Below are 21,925 nucleotides of genomic sequence, written 5' to 3'. Positions count from 1 at the left end.
AAATTAAAGGAATTTTATGAACGAAAAACGTATGTTGCTACTGTCTTTTTTTGTGGTGGCTTTTTTAATGTTTTTACTCGCCGGCTGGTATTATTTTTCCCAGCAGAAACAAGCGGTTGGTGTCGTTGTCGATCGGGATTACGACTACATTATGAAAAATGACCCCATCGGCCAAAATAAAAACGCGCAAACCGACTATTACACACTGGTTCTTTCTTGGTCGCCGGCGTTTTGCGATCGTCAACGTAAACAATATGGCAACGAGTTGCCGAATTCACTGCAATACCAATGTGGTTTAACACAACAATTCGGTTGGATCGTACACGGTTTATGGTCACAAAACAAACAAGCCAGACGTGTCAACGAGCATCCGCGTTTTTGCCAAGGCGATTTACCAAAATTACCGCAAGAACTCATCGAACGTTATTTGCCGGAAATGCCAAGCGCCAGTTTGTTACAAGGCGAATGGGAAAAACACGGCGCCTGTATCTTTGATAATGCCAAAGATTACTTTGAAAAAATCAAAAATTTATACCGCACTTTGAAGCTACCGAACTATGAATTAAGTCGTAACGAGCTGTTTAAATGGGTGAAAAGCAATAACCCACAGCTCAAAAATGCGTATCTTGGCGCGGCGCGTAATGAATTGTTTATTTGTTACGATTTGGATTGGCAGGTGATGGATTGTCCGAGCAGTCGAACAGGATATTAGTTCTTTGGAACTCAAGGGGGAAATCGTTTGCCTAATGAATATTATTCAGGTTACAGACTACTCAGTTTCAGGTATAATCACTTCAGTATTTAATTTTTCATTTTAATCATACAAAAGAGGTAAATTATGTCAGTAATCAAAATGACCGATCTAGATTTAAGCGGAAAACGTGTTTTCATCCGTGCCGATCTTAATGTGCCGGTAAAAGACGGCAAAGTCACTTCTGATGCACGTATTCGTGCCACCATCCCAACCTTAAAATTAGCCTTGGAAAAAGGTGCAAAAGTGATGGTAACCTCCCACTTAGGTCGTCCGACCGAAGGTGAATTTAAACCTGAAGATTCCTTACAACCTGTCGTTGATTACTTAAACGAACACCTTGATGTACCGGTACGTTTAGAGCGTGATTACCTCAATGGCGTTGATGTGAAAGCCGGTGAAATCGTTGTATTAGAAAACGTTCGTGTGAACAAAGGTGAGAAGAAAAACGATCCTGAATTATCAAAAAAATACGCCGCACTTTGTGATGTATTCATTATGGACGCATTCGGTACCGCACACCGCGCGCAAGCCTCTACTTACGGCGTAGCAGAATTTGCACCGGTTGCTTGTGCAGGTCCATTACTTGCAGCAGAACTTGATGCGCTGGGTAAAGCATTAAAAGAACCTGCCCGCCCAATGGTGGCTATCGTGGGTGGTTCTAAAGTTTCAACCAAATTAGAAGTATTAAACTCTCTTTCCAAAATTGCCGACCAAATTATCGTGGGCGGCGGTATCGCCAACACCTTCATTGCGGCAGCCGGTCATAACGTCGGTAAATCCTTATACGAAGCAGATTTAATCCCTGTAGCCAAAGAATTAGCGGCAAGCACCGACATTCCTGTACCGGTTGATGTTCGTGTGGGTACCGAGTTCTCCGAAACCGCACCGGCAACAGAAAAATCCGTGACTGAAGTGAAAGATGATGAATCTATCTTCGACATCGGCGATAAATCTGCAGAACAACTTGCAGAAATTATCAAAAATGCAAAAACCGTATTATGGAACGGCCCGGTGGGTGTGTTTGAATTCCCGAACTTCCGCAAAGGTACGGAAATCATTTCCCACGCCATTGCCGATAGCGATGCTTTCTCTATCGCAGGCGGCGGTGACACCCTTGCAGCAATTGATTTGTTCAGCATTGCAGATAAAATTTCTTATATTTCTACCGGCGGCGGTGCATTCTTAGAGTTCGTCGAAGGCAAAGTCTTACCAGCTGTGGAAATTCTTGAGAAACGTGCGAAAAACTAACCGCACTTTCCCTACATAAGATAATAAACGATGGCGCGTGTCTCCCGATGCGCGCCAAAAAAGTTAACAACTAGAACGCGTTAAAAAGACGCGCACTAGCAATAAAGAGTTCTGGATAAATTCTTCAAACGGTGGGATAACCCCCACCCTACACAAAAGGAAAAAACGAAAATGGCTAAATTATTAGATCTCGTCAAACCGGGCGTGCTTACCGGCGAAGATGTTCAAAAAGTATTTGCATACGCAAAAGAACACGGCTTTGCACTTCCTGCCGTGAACTGCGTTGGCTCCAACTCCGTTAATGCCGTTTTAGAAACGGCCGCACGTGTAAAAGCGCCTGTAATTATTCAATTTTCTAACGGTGGTGCAGCATTCTACGCAGGTAAAGGCATTAAACCGACCAGCGGAGCCCGTCCTGACGTATTAGGTGCCATTGCAGGTGCAAAACACGTTCATGCTTTAGCCAAAGAATACGGCGTACCGGTGATTTTACACACCGACCACGCAGCGAAAAAATTACTTCCATGGATCGATGGCTTACTTGAAGCCGGTGAAAAACACTTCGCAGAAACCGGTCGTCCATTATTCTCTTCCCACATGCTCGATCTTTCCGAAGAGCCAATGGAAGAAAACATGGCAATCTGCCGTGAATACCTTGCCCGTATGGACAAAATTGGGATGACTCTTGAAATCGAAATCGGTATCACCGGTGGTGAAGAAGATGGCGTGGATAACTCCGAGGTGGATGAATCCCGTCTTTATACCCAACCGTCCGACGTGCTTTATGTTTACGACCAATTACATCCGGTTAGTCCAAACTTTACCGTTGCCGCAGCATTCGGTAACGTACACGGCGTGTACAAACCGGGTAATGTGAAATTAAAACCGTCTATTTTAGGCGCAAGTCAAGAATTCGTGGCCAAAGAGCGCAATCTGCCGGCGAAACCAATTAATTTCGTCTTCCACGGTGGTTCCGGTTCTTCCCGTGAAGAAATTCGTGAAGCCATTGGTTACGGTGCGATCAAAATGAACATCGATACCGACACGCAATGGGCGTCTTGGAACGGTATTTTAAGCTTCTACAAAGCGAACGAAGCGTATTTGCAAGGTCAATTAGGCAACCCTGAAGGTCCTGACGCACCAAACAAAAAATACTACGATCCACGCGTTTGGTTACGCAAAATGGAAGAATCTATGTCTAAACGCTTAGAACAATCTTTCGAAGACTTAAACTGTGTTGATGTTTTATAATTAACCAAAACACATTAAAATACGACCGCACTTCACTTTTAGTGCGGTTTTATTTTATTAACGATGATTATTATGCAACTACCCAACCAAAAAACGTTATCCATAATAGTAAATTTTGCTATCGGCTTTTTCTTTTTATCGCTGTTAAACATGAATGGCGGATACAATATTGCGCCTACGTTACTCGCTGTGTTAGGCCTTGGTTATAGCATCTATGGCGTCATAAAAAAGTGGCAATGGTCGTTATCAAAAGAAGATAAGATGCTGATCTACAGCTATCTTTTTTACTTCGCAACCTTCATTATCTCATTTGTCGTCCACCAAGGAAAAATCCGAGAATTGGATAATCCAAGTCGTGTATTGCTATTCATTCCGATGTTCCTATTGCTATTGCATATTCCACCACGCCTAAACACTGTACTTTACGCAATTCCTTTGGGGGCTATTGTTGCAGGCATCACAGCCATCTATGACAAACTCGTATTGCACAGCGAAATGGCATTTAGTTCTCGAATTATGCATATTCAAGGTGGCGACATTTCGATGTCACTGGGGATGTTTAGTTTTGCTATCGGGTTTTATTTCTTTCAAAAAACACAATTAAAACTGACCGCACTTTGCATCTTTGCAGCATTATGCGGCGTTCTTGGCAGCATTCTCTCCACAGCGCGCGGCGGTTGGGTTGGTGTGCCGTTTATTCTCATCTTTATGCTGTGGACTTATCGCCAATATCTTTCAAAACGATTTTTTCTCGGCTTATTCAGCATTTTAGTGATTGCCGGTTTTGGTGTGAGTCAGTTGCCAAATAATCGCATTGCGGAACGTATTGCCGCCGCCGAACATGACATCAGTGCTTATCTACAAAAAAATGACGGCTCCACTTCCGTTGGTGCGCGATTTGATATGTGGAAAAGCGCCTTGTTAATGGCGCAAGAAAAACCGTTGCTTGGCTGGGGTGTACAAGGCGTATCGGAAAAGCGTAAACAACAATTTGAGCAAGGCCTAATCAGCGAATATGCGTCGATATTTAATCACGCCCATAACCAATATTTCGACGATTTATCCAAACGCGGCATAGTGGGTTTATTGGCGTTAATCGGCGTTTTTTTAGTGCCGTTTTGTGTCTTTTGGCGCGATCTAAAGAGCGCTAATGCAGAACTGAAATTAGCAGGCTTACTTGGTGTCGTGCATATTCTTTCCGTCATGTTTTATGGCTTAAGCCAAGGCTTTTTCAGCCATAATTCCGGCAATATTTTCTATTTTTTCTTGGTTATCGTATTTTATGCGTTCACCAAACAACAGCGACTTTTAGCCAAGCATGCAACCGTTCAATAGCACTCAATTACACCAATTCGCCGCCCAATACCCGTTGCAATATCTCAACGGGAAAAACGGCTGTCGACTGGCATACCGTCATTTTACCCATCATCCGACAGCGCGTAAGTTGGTGATCATGGTGAATGGTCGGGCGGAAAATATTTTGAAATGGACGGAATTGGCTTATGATTTTTATCAACAAGGCTATGACGTACTGATTTTTGACCATCGCGGACAAGGTTATTCCCAACATTTATTGAAAGACGGCGAAAAAGGTCATTTAGATGAGTTTCGTTTTTATGCCGAAGATATGGCAGAAATTATCGACAATCTGACCGCACTTTATCCGTATCACAACCAATATATTTTGGCGCATTCCTTGGGTGCTTTAGTCACAACCTATTATTTGGCAAATTTCGACCACAGGATTCAACGTGCGGTGTTTTCTGCACCGTTTTTTGGCGTGCCGTTAAAACAGCCCGTACGTGATGAAATTCTGTTAAACATGATGATGTTGTGGGGGCAAGGGGAACGCTATGTGTTCGGCAAAGGACCATATAAACCCGCTAACCTACAGGAAAATAACCTCAGCCATGATGCCGCGCGAATGCAGTGGATGAATGAAGTGAATTTAGCCAATCCAAACATTCGTTTGGGCGGACCGACATTCCGTTGGGTGCATTTATGTTTAAATGCCATCAAACATCTGCCGAAAATCATTCGTCGGGTGGAAACGCCGGTATTAGTGTTGGAGGCGGAAGAGGAAAAAATCGTGGACAATAAAACGTTGGAAAAACTAACCGCACTTTTTGCTCATGGGGACTTCAGAAAAATCGCGCGCGCCAAACATGAAATCCTGTTTGAAACGGATGATATTCGCACACCGACATTGCAGTATATTTATGCGTTTTTTACTTCAGCACGTAACGAACAAGTAATAAACCGAATAGCGTAAACAACAAACTGCCCATCACATGCGCGGCAATCAGGCCTATGCCGACACCAAATTTGCCATTAAACAAATTGTTCACCACTTCAATGGAAAATGAGGAAAAGGTGGTTAAACTGCCAAGAAAGCCTGTCACCAAGAACAACTTCCATTCTTCCGAAATTTGCGGAAAGAACCAAAATAATGCGAATAACGCACCGATAATGAAACAGCCCACATAATTGGCAATCAGCGTACCGAAAGAAAAGGCGGCAAACAGCGGATTAAGTATCACACCCAACCCCCAACGCAAACAGGCGCCAAGTACGGCGCCACCGCTAATGAAAAGTAAGGTGGAAAGAATTGGCATTAATAAATCCCGAAAATTGCCCGTAAGTAAGCGGCAACAGCTTCGTGGGTATTACGCCCAATAGTTTCCAACTGCGGACAGTTTTTTATCAAACGCGGATCAGCGTTGCCCATGATGTACCCTTTGCCCACCTCCGATAACATTTCTACATCGTTCATGCCGTCACCAAAGGCGATACAGTCCTGCAAGCCATAATCCCTCGCCTGTACGACTTGGGCAAGTGCGGTGGCTTTTGACACATTTTTATTCATCACTTCCAAGCAAATTGGCGTGGAATAAGTAATACTGGTTTGCGCACCAAAGCGATCGCGCAATTGATGTTCCAATTCCACCAAATCTGCCGGTGTGCGGGCAATGAAAAACACTTTTTCCGTATCACGACCGTGGTGCTGTTTAAAATCTACCACGTCGTACACAAAGCCCGAGTCTTTGTGATATTTATAAAGTTCAGGAATATCTTTGTTGATAAACCAGCCATCAGCCTGATAGCTGTTCACACATACCCGTGTATCATCAAACGGCAAATTCATCACTTGATAAGCAATCTCTTCCGGCAAGGAATTATTTAGCAACAGCTCCCCTTGCAAATTATGCGCTTGAGCACCGTTTGAAGTGATCAGCACCGCCTCCTTCACCTTAGTCTTCTTCAAAATACTGGACACATCAAAGTAATTACGCCCCGTAGCAAGAACAATATCCACCTTACTTTCATACAGGCGTTCCAAAGTTTGCGCGGTAAAATCACCGACCACATGATGCCCGTTGAGTAATGTACCGTCCATATCCGAAACGATGGCGCGATAAGGAAGTTTTTGCATAATTTTTCACCTTAAATAAAATAATGACTAATGGTAGCAAATTTTGCACAAAAATATTTGATGTTTTCTTGAATTTTTTTAAGAAATGTAATAAAAGATTAAACTTTCACACTGTAGAAAAATCTCCCTCCCAAATTAACGATAACAATTGAAAATAACGACGAAAATGAATGGTGCAAATTTAATAATCGAGTGCTTAAAAGCACACCATGTGAACACAATCTTCGGCTACCCCGGCGGCGCCATCATGCCAACCTACGATGCAATTTACGATTCCGGCTTAGATCACCTACTTTGTCGCAACGAACAAGGCGCAGCCATGGCGGCTATCGGCTATGCACGGGCTTCCGGCAAGGTCGGTGTATGTATTGCTACCTCCGGCCCCGGTGCCACCAATTTAGTGACCGGTTTAGGCGATGCCTTAATGGATTCCATTCCTATCGTTGCCATTACAGGCCAAGTCGCCGCCCCGCTTATCGGCACCGACGCCTTTCAGGAAGCGGATGTACTCGGCTTATCCCTCGCCTGCACCAAACACAGCTTCATTGTACAAAATATTGAAGAATTACCGGAAATTATCGCCAAAGCCTTTGAAATCGCCAAAAGTGGCAGACCGGGTCCGGTATTAGTCGATGTGCCGAAAGACGTTCAACTTGCACCGACCACGGCAAAACCTATCGTTAATTCACCGCAAAAAATGACCGCACTTTGTGATGCGCATTTAGCCCAAGCCATCGAATTATTAAAACAAGCCAAACGCCCGATGGCTTACATCGGCGGAGGTGTGGGCATGGCAGGTGCCGTTCCGGCATTGCGTTATTTCTTACACACGACCCAAATGCCAAGTATCGTGACCTTAAAAGGGCTTGGCACCGTCTCACCCGACGATCCTTATTATCTCGGTATGATCGGTATGCACGGCACCAAAGCCGCTAACTACGCCACCCAAGAAGCCGATTTATTGCTCGTATTCGGCGCGCGTTTTGATGACCGCGTAACCGGCAAACTCGACACCTTCGCGCCACACGCCAAAGTGGTTCATGTGGACATCGACGGCGCCGAATTAGGCAAATTACGCCGCCCTGATGTGGCACTACGTGGCCATTTAATCACCACGTTGGAACGCCTGAGCATACCGCTTGATATTGCCCCTTGGCAACAAACCGTCGCTCAATATAAACAACAATTTGCTTTCAGCTACGGCGAACATTGTGGCGAACAACTTATCAACCCGTTATGGTTACTCAACAGCATTTCACGTAAAAAAACACCGGAAACCATCGTCGTGACCGATGTGGGACAACATCAAATGTGGTCGGCGTTACACGTGCAACATCACGCACCGGAAAACTTCATCACCTCCGCTGGTTTCGGTACCATGGGCTTCGGCTTGCCTGCCGCCATCGGTGCGAAAAAAGCCCGTCCGGAAGATGAAGTGATTTTAGTCAGCGGTGATGGCTCCATCATGATGAATATTCAAGAGCTCGGCTCCATTGGTCGCGGCAAAGCCCCAATTAAAATTGTGTTATTGGATAACCAACGCCTCGGCATGGTGCGCCAATGGCAATCCCTCTTCTTCAATGCGCGTCACAGTAGCACGATTCTAGACGACAACCCGGATTTCGTGGTGCTCGCCTCGGCTTTCGGCATTAAAGGGGAACGCATTGATTCCGCCCATCAAGTGGATGCCGCACTAGAACGTTTATTCAACAGCCAAGAGGCTTATTTATTGCATATTTGCATCCATTCCGACGAAAACGTGTGGCCGTTAGTACCACCTGGCGCGTGCAACTCAGATATGTTGGAAAGTATGGAGTAATCACATGGAACACCAAATCGAACTCACAGCCCAACACCGCCCCGAAGTGCTGGAACGCATTCTCCGCGTCATCCGCCACCGTGGTTTCACCGTAACCCAAATGGATATGCAACTGATTGACGACAAAGTGCGGTTGAAATTCACCGTAAAATCCGACCGCACTTTGGATTTGTTGGTCAGTCAGTTGGAGAAAATTTATGATGTGGTGGAGATTAAATAAAACGAGCCTACTATAGGATAATTTTTTCATTTTATCTTCTGCCGCCAATACTTCCGTGTCGGTGTTGCGTTAGTAACAGCATGAAGTATGAGTAAAGTAAATAAAAAACAGCACAAACAAACCTTAACCGCAAATTTTAACCGTCTCAGCCCCTTCATAAGGAGATTAAAATGAAAAAACTCATATTAATAATGCTATTTTCAGTGTTTGGCTTGTCGGCTTGTACTTCACATTCATCATCGACATCAAGGGAGCCAATCGAGATGTTTATCTTTAGTCAAGACGGCCGGCTTTTTGTCTTTACCGATAAGGAAAATTTTGAACTCCGCGGCGCTGCAATCTCTGATTTATCAAAATTTCTGAATAGCTCTTACACCAAAGCAATTGAAAAAGTGGAACCGGTCTTCCTGATTGTTCAAGAAGATAAAAAGGTTTCTGCAACGTTACGATTGTATGTGCGGGTGGATAACTTAACGGAAAAACAACGCAGTGAATTATTAAAGAAATTTATGTTCCAGCAAACGAATGCAGTACTCAAAAATAAATTGCAACAACGTTATGGCATTTCGTCTCAGTTTGATATTTATGATGTGATTTATGAGGCGGAAGGCGTCAGTCGACAATATGAAAATCGAAATGAGCTATTGGCGAAATATAAACTTGCAAAACCGATTATGGCCACAGTGAACCGTTATTATGGCAGCAAGGTTGACACCTCCTCGTATTCAGACGACTCTGAAGCGATTAACCCGCTTGTCATTTTAACCGCACCATTATGGTTTCCGGTAGCGATGTTAACTTGTTTGGATAATAAAGATTCAAGCACTGGATTCGGTGCATTGTTTGATCCTTGCCCATTCCGTTAAATAGCAATAAAGTGCGGTTAAAATTCATAGTGAAAAACAACCGCACTTTGGATTTATTAGTGAAGCAGTTGGGAAAATAACTTAAGATTATGAAGGTAAAAAATGAAAAAAATGCGTTTATTTATTGGGATGTTGATAGCTACGCTTTTATTGGGCTGTGTAACAGCAGATCAACAATATAAAGAATTATCATCCAAAAAAGAAGTGATCAAATCTTTCTTTATTGCTGATTATCGTATTTATGCGATTGGGCAACTTAATAGTTATCAATTTAATAGTAAAGATAATGGGGATACGGCTCAATTAATTAAATTACTTGAGTCACCTTATACTAAAAATATTTCTTTTGTGAAGATTGATGAGATAAGAAAAAATGTTAAAAGCAATGAAGTAGAGGCATTCTTATCAATACATTTTAACCATAAAAATTTAACAAAAGCTCAACTTGATGAACTTTATAATATAAATTCTCCTTATAGAGATGGACGTAGAATGTTTTTTTCAATGAATAATGGAAATCTTGTTGATATAAAAAATAAAAATGAGATTTTGCAAAAGGCTAAACTTATTCAGCCATTAGAAACAAAATATGTAGAGTTTAGCAATGAAAAAGAAATTAGTATTAATAAATTGAACAAAGAAGAGGCTGCACTTTCAGCTATTATGATTCCTTTTGCCATCATAGGGCTACCATTTGCAATCGTTGAGAAAGCTCTTACGACTGTTACGTCTCCGTAAGATGCATGGATTTTTAATATAAACAAAACAATGTGATATCTGTAGAGGCAAATGTAATTTGCTCCTACACTATTGAATACAAAGGCTATATTTAGCAATAAATTTACTACTTGGAGAGATTATTTATGCCAAAACTACGCTCAGCGACCAGTACACAAGGTCGTAATATGGCGGGTGCACGTGCCTTATGGCGTGCCACAGGAATGAAAGAAAATGACTTCGGCAAACCCATTATTGCGGTAGTGAACTCCTTCACCCAATTCGTCCCGGGGCATGTGCATTTAAAAGACATGGGACAACTGGTCGCGGCGGAAATTGAAAAAGCCGGCGGCGTGGCAAAAGAATTTAACACCATTGCGGTGGATGACGGTATTGCCATGGGACATGGCGGGATGCTGTATTCCCTACCAAGCCGTGACTTAATCGCAGACAGCGTGGAATACATGGTCAATGCCCACTGCGCCGATGCCATGGTGTGCATTTCCAACTGTGACAAAATTACCCCGGGAATGTTGATGGCGGCAATGCGCTTAAATATCCCAGCGATTTTTGTTTCCGGTGGCCCTATGGAAGCCGGCAAAACCAAGTTATCGGATCAACTGATTCGTTTAGACTTAGTTGATGCAATGATTGAAGCGGCGGATCCTAATGTCAGTGATGAACGTATTGATGCTATTGAACGTAGCGCCTGCCCGACTTGTGGCTCCTGCTCAGGGATGTTTACTGCCAACTCCATGAACTGTTTAACGGAAGCCTTAGGGTTATCTTTACCGGGCAACGGTTCCATGCTTGCCACCCACGCCGACCGTAAAGACTTGTTCTTAAAAGCCGGTCGCCAAATTGTGGAACTGTGCAAACGTTATTACGAACAGGACGATGAAAGCGTATTGCCTCGTTCCATCGGCACCTTTGACGCCTTTGAAAACGCTATGAGCTTAGATATCGCCATGGGCGGTTCCAGTAACACCGTTTTACACTTACTCGCAGCGGCTCAAGAAGCGGGCGTAGATTTTAAAATGTCAGACATCGACCGCTTATCCCGTGTTGTGCCTTGTTTGAGCAAAATTGCGCCGAATACCAACAAATACCACATGGAAGATGTACACCGCGCAGGCGGAATTATGGGCTTATTGGGCGAATTAGATCGTGCAGGATTAATCCACCGTAATACCAAAACCGTGTTAGGAACAACACTAGAAGAACAACTAAATCAATACGATATCATCCGCAATAAAGACGAAGAATTACATAAATTCTTCCGCGCCGGTCCGGCAGGCATTCGTACCACCCAAGCCTTCTCACAAGATTGTCGTTGGGACAGCGTAGATGATGACCGTGTAAGCGGTTGTATCCGTAACAAAGAAAATGCCATTTCTCAAGAAGGCGGTCTAGCAGTATTGTTCGGTAACATCGCAAAAGACGGCTGTATCGTAAAAACAGCTGGAGTGGATGAATCTATCTGGAAATTCACCGGTCGAGCCATCGTGTTTGAAAGCCAAGAAGATGCTGTGGCTGGCATTTTAGGCGGTAAAGTGAAAGAAGGTCATGTAGTAGTAATCCGATACGAAGGTCCAAAAGGCGGCCCGGGCATGCAAGAAATGCTCTATCCGACCAGCTATTTAAAATCCATGGGCTTAGGCAAAAAATGCGCCTTGTTAACGGACGGACGTTTCTCCGGCGGCACATCCGGCTTATCTATCGGCCATGCCTCGCCTGAAGCGGCTTCCGGTGGCGCTATCGGTTTAGTACAGGATGACGATATTATCGAAATCGACATTCCAAATCGCGCGATTAACCTCAACATCAGCGATGAAGAATTAGCTAAACGCCGCACCGAGCAAGATGCCAACGGTTGGCAACCTGCTCACCGTGAACGTGAAGTGTCTTTCGCCTTAAAAGTGTTTGGCCACTTCGCCACATCCGCAGATAAAGGCGCTGTGCGGGATCGCTCTTTGTTAAAATAAAAATTGTTGGGCAGGCTTTATGCCTGTCCTTATCAATATCGAACAGGGATGGGTATAAAACCTGTCCCTACAACAAAATTCAATAAAGTGCGGTCATTTTTCTGAGTGTTTTTTTAAATGGTTAGAAAAATAACCGCGCTTATAAGATGGGATTTATCCCACCGTTTAATATAAATGAATAACCTGGTGGGCCAAATCCCACCTTACGATACTATGAAAAACCTACTTACAACCCAACAACCGAGCCAAAGTGATTATATTAACGCTATCGTCAAACTGGGCTCCCGTGTTTATGAAGCGGCAACGGTCACGCCGTTACAAAAAATGAGCAAATTATCCGATCGTCTGCATAACAATATTTGGATTAAGCGTGAAGACCGTCAACCGGTTAACAGCTTTAAGCTACGTGGCGCCTATGCCATGATTTCCACCCTTTCCGATGAACAAAAACAGGCGGGCGTGATTGCCGCTTCGGCAGGCAACCACGCGCAAGGCGTAGCGTTATCGGCGAACCAACTCGGTTTAAAAGCCCTTATCGTAATGCCACAAAATACCCCAAGTATTAAAGTGGATGCGGTGCGTGGTTTCGGCGGCGAAGTGTTATTGCACGGTGCCAATTTCGATGAAGCAAAGGCTAAAGCCATTCAGCTTGCAAAAGAAAAAAATATGACGTTTATTCCGCCCTTCGACCATCCGTTAGTAATTGCGGGCCAAGGCACGCTGGCTATGGAAATGTTACAACAAGTGGCGGATTTGGATTATGTCTTCGTGCAAGTCGGCGGTGGCGGTTTGGCGGCCGGTGTGGCAATTTTACTCAAACAATTTATGCCGGAAATTAAAGTCATCGGCGTGGAATCCAAAGATTCTGCCTGCCTAACTGTCGCATTAGAAAAAGGCGAACCGACGGATTTAGCACACGTTGGCTTATTCGCCGACGGCGTAGCGGTAAAACGTATCGGAGATGAAACTTTCCGCCTGTGCCAACGCTATTTAGACGACATGGTGTTAGTGGACAGCGATGAAGTGTGCGCCGCCATGAAGGATCTGTTTGAAAATGTCCGCGCGGTGTCAGAGCCCTCAGGTGCATTAGGTTTGGCAGGCTTAAAGAAATACGTCAAACAGCACAATATTCAGGGCAAAAACATGGCAGCGATTTTGTCCGGCGCCAACTTGAATTTCCACACCCTTCGCTATGTGTCTGAGCGTTGCGAAATCGGTGAAAATCGCGAAGCTTTACTTGCCGTGACGATGCCGGAACAGCCGGGTAGCTTCTTAAAATTCGTCCACGTGCTAGGCAGTCGTGCTGTGACGGAATTCAGCTACCGTTATGCTGATGACAAACGCGCCTGTGTCTTCGTGGGGGTTCGTACGGCAGATGAACAGGAAAAAGCCGACATCATCGCCGATCTCACAGAAAATGGCTTTGATGTGGAAGATATGTCCGACGATGATATCGCCAAAACCCACGTTCGTTATTTAATGGGTGGACGGGTTGCGAATCACGGCGAACGCCTTTATACCTTTGAATTCCCCGAACAAAAAGGCGCCTTGTTAAAATTCCTTGAAACCTTAGGCGGACGCTGGAACATTTCCCTTTTCCACTACCGCGCCCACGGTGCCGACTACGGCAACATTCTCGCCGGATTCCAATTGGAGCAAGGCGATGCCTGCGAGTTTGAACACGCCTTGGAAGCCTTGGGATATGTCTATCAGGATGTGACCGACAGCAAGTCCTACCGTTATTTCTTACGTTAAAAATACCGTAGTAAATGACCGCACTTTTCAGTCGAAAGTGCGGTCGTTTTTATTGGCGTTTCTTTCCGACGCTAAAACGATTAAAACTGCGTCAAAAATAAGATAAAATGCCGCTAATTTTTATCTTGATATTTTTAATCTATGTCCGAACCACAAAAACACATTCTCGTAATTTCCTATTCCCAAACCGGCCAGCTGAAGGAATTGACACAACACTTTCTTCAACCGTTAAAACAACAAAATGTCCTCATTGAAGAATGTCAACTTCGCCCGTTGCAACCCTATACGTTCCCATGGAAATTTATGCCGTTTTTTAACCAATTTCCGGAATCGGTACATTTAATGCCGGCACCGATTGAGCCGCCGACACTGAAACGAAAAACCTATGATTTAGTTATCATTGCTTACAGCGTTTGGTTTTTATCACCTTCGCAGCCAATAACGGCATTTTTACAATCGGAACAGGCAAACGTGCTAAAAAATACACCGGTGATCACGCTTATCGGCTGTCGCAATATGTGGTTAATGGCACAGGAAAAAATGAAAAAAATGCTGACCGCACTTGGCGCAAACTTGATTGGCAATGTGGTGAAAACCGATCAATCCAATTCTTGGGCGAGTTTTATCACCACGCCCGCTTGGATGTTAAGTGGAAATAAACGTTATTTTTCATGGCTCCCAAGTGCCGGCATTAGCGATGATGAACTTCGTGATATGCAACGCTTTGGCACCAAATTGGCAGAAACCTTGAATGCTGACCAACCGTTAAATGACAGGTTATTTCGTCACATGGGCGCGGTAAAAATTGACGAGAAACTGATGATGAGCGAAAAAGTCGGTCATCGCAGCTTTTATCTTTGGGGAAAATTGTTGTTAAAGTGCGGTCAAATTTCACCGCGTTTTCGTCGTGCCGTGCTCTATTTTTACATTCTCTTTTTAATTATACTGATTCTTACTGTGGTGCCGCTTTCGGCGGTTATCAAACGCTTACTCAAACCATTATTAAAAGAAAAATTAGCGCGTCAAAGACGCTATTTTGCCGAACCTTCAGGGGAATAAAGTTGACTGCATTAACTGATGTTTATATCAATCGTGTCGGTGTTTTTCTGCCGAATCAGCCTATTGATAACGATCACATGGAGCAAGTGTTGGGCATGGTGGGCGAAACGCCTTCCCGCGTACGAAAAATGATTTTGCGCTCCAATGCCATAAAAACCCGTTATTACGCCATCGATCCGCACACCCGAGCCACTACCCACACAAGTACCGAACTGGCGGTGGAAGCGATTAAACATCTGATTGCACAAGGCATGAACGTCCATGACGTCAGCTGTTTAGCCTGCGCCACCTCTTACCCCGATCAAATCATGCCGGGGCAAGGCGTGATGATTCACGGCTTAATTCCCAACGCGCCTCCTTATGAAGTGCTCACTACCGCAGGCATTTGCATTGCCGGTATGACTGCAATGAAACATGCTTATAACGCCGTCCGCACAGGCGAACATCAGGGCGCTATTGCGGTGGCATCGGAAACAGCCTCTGCAATTATGCGGGGTGAACATTTCCAAGCAGAAATCAACCAAAAACAATTGGAAGACGCCAAACCCGAAATCGGTTTTGAAAAAGATTTCTTACGTTGGATGTTGTCTGATGGCGCGGGAGCAGTGCAATTAAGCCATCAACCAAACGCGCAAGGCGTGAGCCTGAAAATTCACTGGATTGACCTGATTTCCTATGCCAACGAAATGCCGGTGTGCATGTATGCCGGCGCAGAAATTCAAGACACGCGATTTATCAGTTGGAAAAATGTCACTAAGGACGAGCGCGATGCGCGCAGTCTCATGTCGGTCAAACAAGATGTCAAATTGCTCAACGAAAATATTGTGCGTTGCACGGTGGAAAATGCCCTGTTGCGTTTAATCGAAAAACATCGCTTGAAAGCCGAAGATATTGATTATTTCCTGCCGCATTATTCTTCCGGTTTTTTCCGTGACAAATTGTTGGACGGGCTGAAAAATATCAATTTCGTCATTCCACAAGAAAAATGGTTTACTAACTTGGAAACCAAAGGGAATACTGGTTCAGCATCTATCTACATTATTTTGCAAGAATTTTTAGAGAAATACCCGCTTAAAAATGGACAAAAAGTATTGTGTTATATCCCGGAAAGCGGTCGTTTTTCTTCTTGTTTTATGCTACTCGAGGTGGTCAATGGAAATTAACGACATCCCGCAAGACAACAGCAAAATCTTTCGCGGACAACGCAAAGTGGTCTATGCCACCCAAAACGGTAACTACCAAACCGCTACCACTAACGGCTGGGAAACGGAAGAATTCGCGACAGAACAAGCGGTGGAAGAACTCAACCAGCTGACTGCCGAAGCGTTAGACGCCGTAAAACGCAGCGAAAAGTCACCGCTCTTTTATTATATGTACCGTTATCGTTTCGACCTCCCCAGCCTCGCCCAAGCCACAGGCTTCTGGCAATGGCAAATCAAACGACATTTTAAACCAAGCGTGTTTGCGAAACTGTCAGATAAGGTGTTGGAACGGTATGCGGAGGTGTTTGGGGTATCGATTTTAGAATTACAACAGGTCTAAATCCAATAAAGAGAATTACGGTTGCTGAGCTTGTCGAAGCATAAGTAATTCTCCTCAAGATAAAAAATGAAAGGTTGGATGTATATTTTAAGATGCTCAGATGGCAGTTCCTATACCGGTAGCACTAGAGACTTAGAAGGTAGGCTTTATGAACACCAAAATGGATTGGGTGCAGTGTTTACAAAGAAAAGATTGCCGATAAAACTCGTTTATTGCGAAGAGTTTGAACGAATTGATGACGCTTTTTATCGTGAAAAACAAGTTCAAGTTTGGAGCAGAGCAAAAAAAGAAGCGCTAATCCAAGGGCAATATGATCTTCTCCCTAAATTGGCGAAAACCAGAAATTAACCGCTAAAATCACTCATGCTTCGACAAGCTCAGCAACCGTAATTTTAGCTCTTGTATATGAATAATAATGAACAACTTCCACCACCAACACACCGCTCACTGTGAAAGCGGTGTCATGTCCACTATGCTAAAAGCGCAAGGCGTGGATTTTAACGAAGCCATGGTTTTCGGTTTGGCGTCGGCGTTGACCTTTGTTTATGTTCCGTTGGTTAAAATTAACGGATTGCCGCTGATTTCTTATCGAATGCCGCCGCGTTCCATTATCAAAAGGCTATCAAAGCACTTGAAAGTGCGGTTGAAAATGCAAAAGTTTCGTTCGCCACAAGCCGGACAGCAATCGTTAGATCAAGCACTTGCCGAAGAAAAATTGGTGGGTTTACAAACCTCTGTTTTCTGGTTGCCTTATTTCCCGCCTGAAATGCGTTTTCATTTTAATGCGCACAATTTAATTGTGTACGGCAAAGAACAAAATGACTATTTGATTAGCGATCCCGTGTTTAAATGCGTACAACGTTGTGCCGCAGAAGATTTGCAACGAGCACGTTTTGCGAAGGGCGTATTAGCGCCGAAAGGGTTAATGTATTATTTTGAAAATCAACCTGATTTAACACAAATTGACTTACCAAATCTCATCCGTAAAGCCATTCGCAAAAATGCCAAACAAATGTTGGCTCCGCTCTTTTTCGTCGGTGTAAAAGGCATTCGTACCGTTACCAAACAAATTGAAAAACTGGCAACGCATCCTTCGGAAAAATACAAACGCTTATATTTAGGACATATCGTGCGTATGCAGGAAGAAATCGGCACCGGCGGCGCAGGCTTCCGTTATTTATATGCCTATTTCCTTGAACAAGCTGCCAATATCTGCCAAGAGCCTAAATACAAACAAGCCTCCGAACACATGACGGAAATCGGCGATATGTGGCGCCAATTCGCGGGCCTGTGTGTGAAGCAATGTAAAAAGCCATCAATGGAAGGCTATAAAATGATAGCGGACTATTTACGGGAAATTGCGGATAAAGAACACAAAATTTGGCAAACCTTACGTAATTTATGATTCAAATAAACAATCTTAGCCATCACTACCCTAACGCGGAAAAGAACGCATTAAGTGCGGTCAGTTTTCGCATTGAATCTGCTTCTACCGTAGGCCTACTTGGCCCTAATGGTGCGGGAAAAACGACATTAATGTCTCTTCTTGCTGGGTTACAATCCGTACAACAAGGGGAGATTTATTTTGATGGCGTACCTTTGGCGAAATTGAGCAAAAAGCAACGCCATCAGATTTCCTTGGTGCCACAGGATTTTGCTTTTTATCCGTTACTGACGGTTTGGGAAAATCTGACATTTTTTGCGTCATTGTATGATGTTCGAGATAAAAGCTATTTGTTGGAATTATTAACCAAAGTAGATTTAATGGTGCACAAAAACAAGCTGGCGAAACATTTATCCGGCGGGTTAAAACGCCGTTTAAATTTTGCTATTGGCTTAATTAATCGCCCAAAAGTGATTTTTCTAGATGAAATCACGGTGGGGATTGACCCGCAATCCCGTCAGTTTATTTTGGATAGCGTAGCGGGGTTGAAACAGCAAGGCGTGACGGTGATTTATACCTCTCATTACTTGCAAGAAATTGAGCAATTATGTGACAAATTAGTGTTGTTAAATGAAGGCAATCTCATTTATCAAGGCACGGTGCAAGGCATTTTAGAAGAAGGGCAAAGTTTGGAACGTTTTTATTTAGATTTTTTAAATCAGGCGGGAAAAACATGTTAATTGCCTCGATTATCAAAGAAATGCGTCTATTAAGCCGTGATCTACATGGCGTTGCCGTATTATTTATTATGCCGATTTTGTTTATGTTAATTATGTCGGCGGCCTTGAGTAACGATAATGCGTTAAGCAATCGCTCGGAAATTGTGTTGTTAAGTAAAAAAAATCAACTTAATGATGATTTCTTAGCCAAACTCAAACAGGAAAATCTCGCCGTTAAACAAGCGCCACTGTCAGAATTAACACAATATCAAGTCGAGCTACAAGCGGGTAAGTTTGATTTATTAATTTTAAATCCGAATGAAAAACAGACCGCACTTTCAGAAGAACACGCCTTACAGCTTTGGTTAAATCCGAGCGTAGATCGCAGTTGGCTACTGGGTGTGAAAGGTGTGTTGCAAAAGCATTATTCGCAACTGCGTTTAAACTATTATTTGGCAGACAATCACATTACGTTAGAAAATAATAAACGTAAGCCAATCAAAGAGATTCAAAATAAAGTCAATCAAGAACTGGACAGCAAATTCGCGCAAATTAACGATTACCTCGCAAAAGATTTGTGGCAAGAAATTTATGTAAATCGACAAGGAAAAGAGGTTTCTAAACCTAATTCTGTGCAACACAGTGTTCCGGCATGGCTGATTTTTGGCATGTTCTTTATTATGATTCCGCTTTCCAATGTGATGGCGATGGAACGCCAAACCAATACGCTGACTCGGTTACGTATGGCGCGAGCTTCTGCATTGAGTTTGATTATTGCCAAGCTAATTCCTTATTTTCTCATCAATCAACTACAATTTGTCGGCATGGTGGCACTAGGTTACTTTGTGTTGCCTGCGCTAGATATGCCTGCGTTTACGCTTTCCGGAAGTTGGTTGCCTTATTTTGTCTTATCCGCTGCGGTAAGCCTTGCCGCACTAGGCTATGGTTTATTAATCAGTGTGCTGGCAAGAACGACCGAACACGCCGTCGTGTTGGGTGGGGGCGGCATTATTATCATGGCGGCCATTGGCGGTATTATGGTGCCGGTGTATGTGATGCCGGAAATCATGCAAACTATTTCACAATTTTCACCCATGGGATGGGCATTAAGCGGTTTCCAAAATTTATTGTTAAACCAATATAACCTTAACCAAATACAACAACCACTCTATTTATTAAGTGGATTTGGGGTAATCACATTGCTTTTAGCGACTTTCATTTATCAACAACAATTAACTAAACAAGCGAGATTCTAATGGCTTATACCTTTACACTGGAAGCACCGGCGCTTGAGCTGGAACTCAAAAAACTCATCGTGCAAGAAACAGAAAAAGATGAATTTGCTCCTGCCGAAATTCGTGATGATGAATGGCTATTTGGTGAACAAAGCCGCATTCAGTTGGATTCTTTAGATGCTTTGCAGGTCGTTGTGGCATTACAAGCACATTTTGGCGTGCGATTACAGGGAGATCGTATGGTGCGCAAACACATGATGAACATACGCGATCTTGCTGCCTTTATTCGTGAACAACATAGCAAAATCTAATGAACGTTTATCTCAACGCCGTTTCCGCTCGGTTTGCTGAAAAGCTCGGACAACGCACCTCCAACATGTTAGGACAACCGCTTTGCTTTCCTTATTTCAATGCATTTAAGGAACCGCTGTTATCACTAGAACAGCTCTATCATTATATTGACCAGGAAATTGACCGCACTTTACAACGTGCCGGTTGGGATAAATCCGAACTCAAAAATATTCCCATCCTGGTCGGATCCACAGCTTATGTGATTAGTGATTGTGAAATGCGTGTAGCGAATCATCAACCTTTACCTGACGAACATAGCCTTGCTGTAATTTCTGATGATTTGCGTATACGTTATCAAACCGAGGTTTTCAGTATTGCTACTTCTTGCACCTCTTCCGCACAAGCCATTGGTTATGCCTACAAAATGCTGAAAGCTAACATGTACGAAAAGATCTTAGTGGTTGGTTTTGAGATGTTCAATCGACTTACTTTTGAACATTTTCAATCGATGAATTTATTATCACAAGCGGATAAATATCAGCCTTTTGCCAATCCTACAGGCATTGTTTTAGGCGAGGGAGTTGGTTGCATCGCATTATCGACACAATCAAATTTAACATTTTCATGTGAAATATTTGGTGTAACAACTATCACAGATAACGAAAATCTCACAAATAGTAGTGAAATCGCGCTGCGTCAATTACTGGCTGACTGCTTAGCCAAAACACATCTGAACACAAGAGACATTCAAGCCATTAAAGTGCATGGCGTAGGAAGCAATAGTGATATGATGGAACAACAAGTTTTAGATGAACTATTCCCACATGTAGAACGTCTTTTGATTAAACCATATATGGGGCACACGCTTGGTGCAAGTGGTGCATTAGAAACAGCCTTTTTAATTGAACGATTACAAAACGAAGGGATAAAGTGCGGTCATTTTTTAAATTATTTTTTGGGGTTTGGCGGTAGTAATATTGCATGGATGCTAAAGGTGGGTGAATGACATTTTATATACAAGAAGTTAACCGGTTCATCAGTAATAAAATTGATGACAAAACACTACGTCAGCAACTCAAAAAACACGGAATCGACGCTCGTCGTTTAAGCCGTTTCACTCAACTTGCTTTACTTGGAGCTTTACCGTTAAAACCCTCTCTTAATGAAAATACGGGTATTTATTTAGGTTCACCGTTTAATTCGCCAAGTAAATTCGACAAAATGTTTAATCAACTTATGGAACAAAACTTGCCTAGCCCCTTAGACTTTATGGCGAATATCAATAATGCGGCGACATTTCAACTGGCGCAAACATTGCAACTTAGTGGAAATTCAGTATTCCTAGCAATCAATCAATATAATTTCTGGCAACCGTTACAACTCGCATTATTGGATTTAGAAAATTGTGATACACAGCAAGCATTAGTCGGTTGGATATTAGAGTCAGATAATAAACAAGCTGAAGGCGCATATTTTTGGTTAATCGCTAAAGCAGGAAAGGGTAAGGTTAGAAAATTAGAGGAATTTTTAAATAAAAATGAGATCCCAAAAGAGATAGATTTTTTACAAATTGCAGAATGGAGTTTAAATAAATTAGCAACATCCGATTAATAGGATTCTTGTATAAAAACTAAAGTAAGGATTTAA

General features: G+C 43.2%; 23 protein-coding genes. 21 read left to right on the top strand and 2 right to left on the bottom strand.

Translation table 11 applies throughout. The features are described 5' to 3' along the window. The first annotated feature begins 16 nt into the window (after nucleotides 1–16). The 5 genes from DK428_RS05840 to DK428_RS05820 all read left to right on the top strand — a co-directional run bounded on the left by DK428_RS05840 (nucleotide 17) and on the right by DK428_RS05820 (nucleotide 5,525). Nucleotides 17–712 (top strand): ribonuclease T2 family protein, encoded by a 696-nt coding sequence (locus DK428_RS05840; protein ID WP_109059299.1) that lies wholly within the window; start codon nucleotides 17–19, stop codon nucleotides 710–712. Between the two features lie 126 nt (nucleotides 713–838). Next, nucleotides 839–2,002 (top strand): phosphoglycerate kinase, encoded by a 1,164-nt coding sequence (pgk, locus tag DK428_RS05835; RefSeq protein WP_109083401.1) that lies wholly within the window; start codon nucleotides 839–841, stop codon nucleotides 2,000–2,002. A 171-nt stretch (nucleotides 2,003–2,173) separates the two neighbouring features. Beyond that, nucleotides 2,174–3,253, top strand: coding sequence for a class II fructose-bisphosphate aldolase (gene fbaA / locus DK428_RS05830; protein ID WP_109064597.1), 1,080 nt, complete (start codon nucleotides 2,174–2,176; stop codon nucleotides 3,251–3,253). Nucleotides 3,254–3,325: 72 nt separating this feature from the next. Further along, entirely contained in the window at nucleotides 3,326–4,588 is a 1,263-nt protein-coding gene (locus DK428_RS05825) for an O-antigen ligase family protein (protein ID WP_109064598.1), read from the top strand. Next, complete coding sequence (locus DK428_RS05820; RefSeq protein ID WP_109090075.1) at nucleotides 4,572–5,525, top strand: alpha/beta fold hydrolase; 954 nt, start codon at nucleotides 4,572–4,574, stop codon at nucleotides 5,523–5,525. The genes DK428_RS05825 and DK428_RS05820 overlap by 17 nt, the downstream gene beginning before the upstream one ends. Here DK428_RS05820 and crcB read toward each other — a convergent pair. Together crcB and DK428_RS05810 are read right to left on the bottom strand one after the other, a co-directional pair. Then, complete coding sequence (gene crcB / locus DK428_RS05815; protein ID WP_109064600.1) at nucleotides 5,482–5,868, bottom strand: fluoride efflux transporter CrcB; 387 nt, start codon at nucleotides 5,866–5,868, stop codon at nucleotides 5,482–5,484. The two genes, DK428_RS05820 and crcB, sit on opposite strands and share 44 nt — an antisense overlap. Then, nucleotides 5,868–6,686 carry a Cof-type HAD-IIB family hydrolase gene (locus DK428_RS05810; protein ID WP_109064601.1) on the bottom strand — a complete coding sequence of 273 codons (819 nt, stop codon included), beginning with the start codon at nucleotides 6,684–6,686 and terminating at the stop codon, nucleotides 5,868–5,870. Before DK428_RS05810 ends, crcB begins: the two co-directional genes overlap by 1 nt. A gap of 166 nt (nucleotides 6,687–6,852) precedes the next feature. Here DK428_RS05810 and ilvG point away from each other — a divergent pair, with 166 nt between their 5' ends. The 16 genes from ilvG (at nucleotide 6,853) to DK428_RS05725 (ending at nucleotide 21,889) form a co-directional block, all read left to right on the top strand. Further along, nucleotides 6,853–8,505, top strand: a complete 1,653-nt coding sequence (gene ilvG, locus DK428_RS05805) for an acetolactate synthase 2 catalytic subunit (RefSeq protein WP_109064602.1) — start codon at nucleotides 6,853–6,855, stop codon at nucleotides 8,503–8,505. Nucleotides 8,506–8,509: 4 nt separating this feature from the next. After that, a complete protein-coding gene (ilvM, locus tag DK428_RS05800; protein ID WP_050692648.1) occupies nucleotides 8,510–8,725 on the top strand; it encodes an acetolactate synthase 2 small subunit in 216 nt (71 codons plus the stop codon). A 170-nt stretch (nucleotides 8,726–8,895) separates the two neighbouring features. Further along, nucleotides 8,896–9,591 carry a hypothetical protein gene (locus DK428_RS11690; protein ID WP_239493781.1) on the top strand — a complete coding sequence of 232 codons (696 nt, stop codon included), beginning with the start codon at nucleotides 8,896–8,898 and terminating at the stop codon, nucleotides 9,589–9,591. A gap of 102 nt (nucleotides 9,592–9,693) precedes the next feature. After that, the gene (locus tag DK428_RS05785) at nucleotides 9,694–10,329 is read left to right on the top strand and encodes a hypothetical protein (RefSeq protein ID WP_109064603.1); all 636 of its coding nucleotides are present in this window, start codon (nucleotides 9,694–9,696) and stop codon (nucleotides 10,327–10,329) included. A gap of 125 nt (nucleotides 10,330–10,454) precedes the next feature. After that, complete coding sequence (gene ilvD, locus DK428_RS05780; RefSeq protein WP_109064604.1) at nucleotides 10,455–12,293, top strand: dihydroxy-acid dehydratase; 1,839 nt, start codon at nucleotides 10,455–10,457, stop codon at nucleotides 12,291–12,293. Nucleotides 12,294–12,506: 213 nt separating this feature from the next. Then, nucleotides 12,507–14,048: a threonine ammonia-lyase, biosynthetic gene (gene ilvA, locus DK428_RS05775; protein ID WP_109064622.1), complete on the top strand. Its 1,542-nt coding sequence runs from the start codon at nucleotides 12,507–12,509 to the stop codon at nucleotides 14,046–14,048. 141 nt (nucleotides 14,049–14,189) lie between these two features. Beyond that, nucleotides 14,190–15,107 carry a hypothetical protein gene (locus tag DK428_RS05770; protein ID WP_109064605.1) on the top strand — a complete coding sequence of 306 codons (918 nt, stop codon included), beginning with the start codon at nucleotides 14,190–14,192 and terminating at the stop codon, nucleotides 15,105–15,107. A gap of 2 nt (nucleotides 15,108–15,109) precedes the next feature. After that, nucleotides 15,110–16,270: a beta-ketoacyl-ACP synthase III gene (locus DK428_RS05765; protein ID WP_109064606.1), complete on the top strand. Its 1,161-nt coding sequence runs from the start codon at nucleotides 15,110–15,112 to the stop codon at nucleotides 16,268–16,270. Then, the gene (locus DK428_RS05760; RefSeq protein ID WP_109064607.1) at nucleotides 16,260–16,649 is read left to right on the top strand and encodes a DarG family dialkylresorcinol biosynthesis protein; all 390 of its coding nucleotides are present in this window, start codon (nucleotides 16,260–16,262) and stop codon (nucleotides 16,647–16,649) included. The genes DK428_RS05765 and DK428_RS05760 overlap by 11 nt, the downstream gene beginning before the upstream one ends. A gap of 66 nt (nucleotides 16,650–16,715) precedes the next feature. Next, nucleotides 16,716–16,997: a GIY-YIG nuclease family protein gene (locus DK428_RS05755; RefSeq protein WP_109064608.1), complete on the top strand. Its 282-nt coding sequence runs from the start codon at nucleotides 16,716–16,718 to the stop codon at nucleotides 16,995–16,997. A gap of 67 nt (nucleotides 16,998–17,064) precedes the next feature. Next, nucleotides 17,065–18,054 (top strand): BtrH-related acyltransferase DarH, encoded by a 990-nt coding sequence (gene darH, locus DK428_RS05750; protein WP_109064609.1) that lies wholly within the window; start codon nucleotides 17,065–17,067, stop codon nucleotides 18,052–18,054. Next, nucleotides 18,051–18,773, top strand: coding sequence for an ABC transporter ATP-binding protein (locus tag DK428_RS05745; RefSeq protein WP_109064610.1), 723 nt, complete (start codon nucleotides 18,051–18,053; stop codon nucleotides 18,771–18,773). Before darH ends, DK428_RS05745 begins: the two co-directional genes overlap by 4 nt. Then, nucleotides 18,767–20,008 (top strand): ABC transporter permease, encoded by a 1,242-nt coding sequence (locus DK428_RS05740; RefSeq protein WP_109064611.1) that lies wholly within the window; start codon nucleotides 18,767–18,769, stop codon nucleotides 20,006–20,008. The genes DK428_RS05745 and DK428_RS05740 overlap by 7 nt, the downstream gene beginning before the upstream one ends. Continuing rightward, nucleotides 20,008–20,298, top strand: coding sequence for a phosphopantetheine-binding protein (locus tag DK428_RS05735; RefSeq protein WP_109064612.1), 291 nt, complete (start codon nucleotides 20,008–20,010; stop codon nucleotides 20,296–20,298). The genes DK428_RS05740 and DK428_RS05735 overlap by 1 nt, the downstream gene beginning before the upstream one ends. Next, entirely contained in the window at nucleotides 20,298–21,284 is a 987-nt protein-coding gene (locus DK428_RS05730) for a beta-ketoacyl synthase N-terminal-like domain-containing protein (protein WP_109064613.1), read from the top strand. The genes DK428_RS05735 and DK428_RS05730 overlap by 1 nt, the downstream gene beginning before the upstream one ends. Further along, nucleotides 21,281–21,889, top strand: a complete 609-nt coding sequence (locus DK428_RS05725; RefSeq protein WP_109064614.1) for a hypothetical protein — start codon at nucleotides 21,281–21,283, stop codon at nucleotides 21,887–21,889. The genes DK428_RS05730 and DK428_RS05725 overlap by 4 nt, the downstream gene beginning before the upstream one ends. The last annotated feature ends 36 nt before the right edge of the window (nucleotides 21,890–21,925 follow it).

This window comes from Aggregatibacter kilianii (genome assembly GCF_003130255.1).
GTDB classification, from domain to species: Bacteria; Pseudomonadota; Gammaproteobacteria; order Enterobacterales; family Pasteurellaceae; genus Aggregatibacter; species Aggregatibacter kilianii.
The sequence above is the reverse complement of the archived record's forward strand: the minus strand, read 5'-3'. Positions and strand labels throughout refer to the sequence as shown.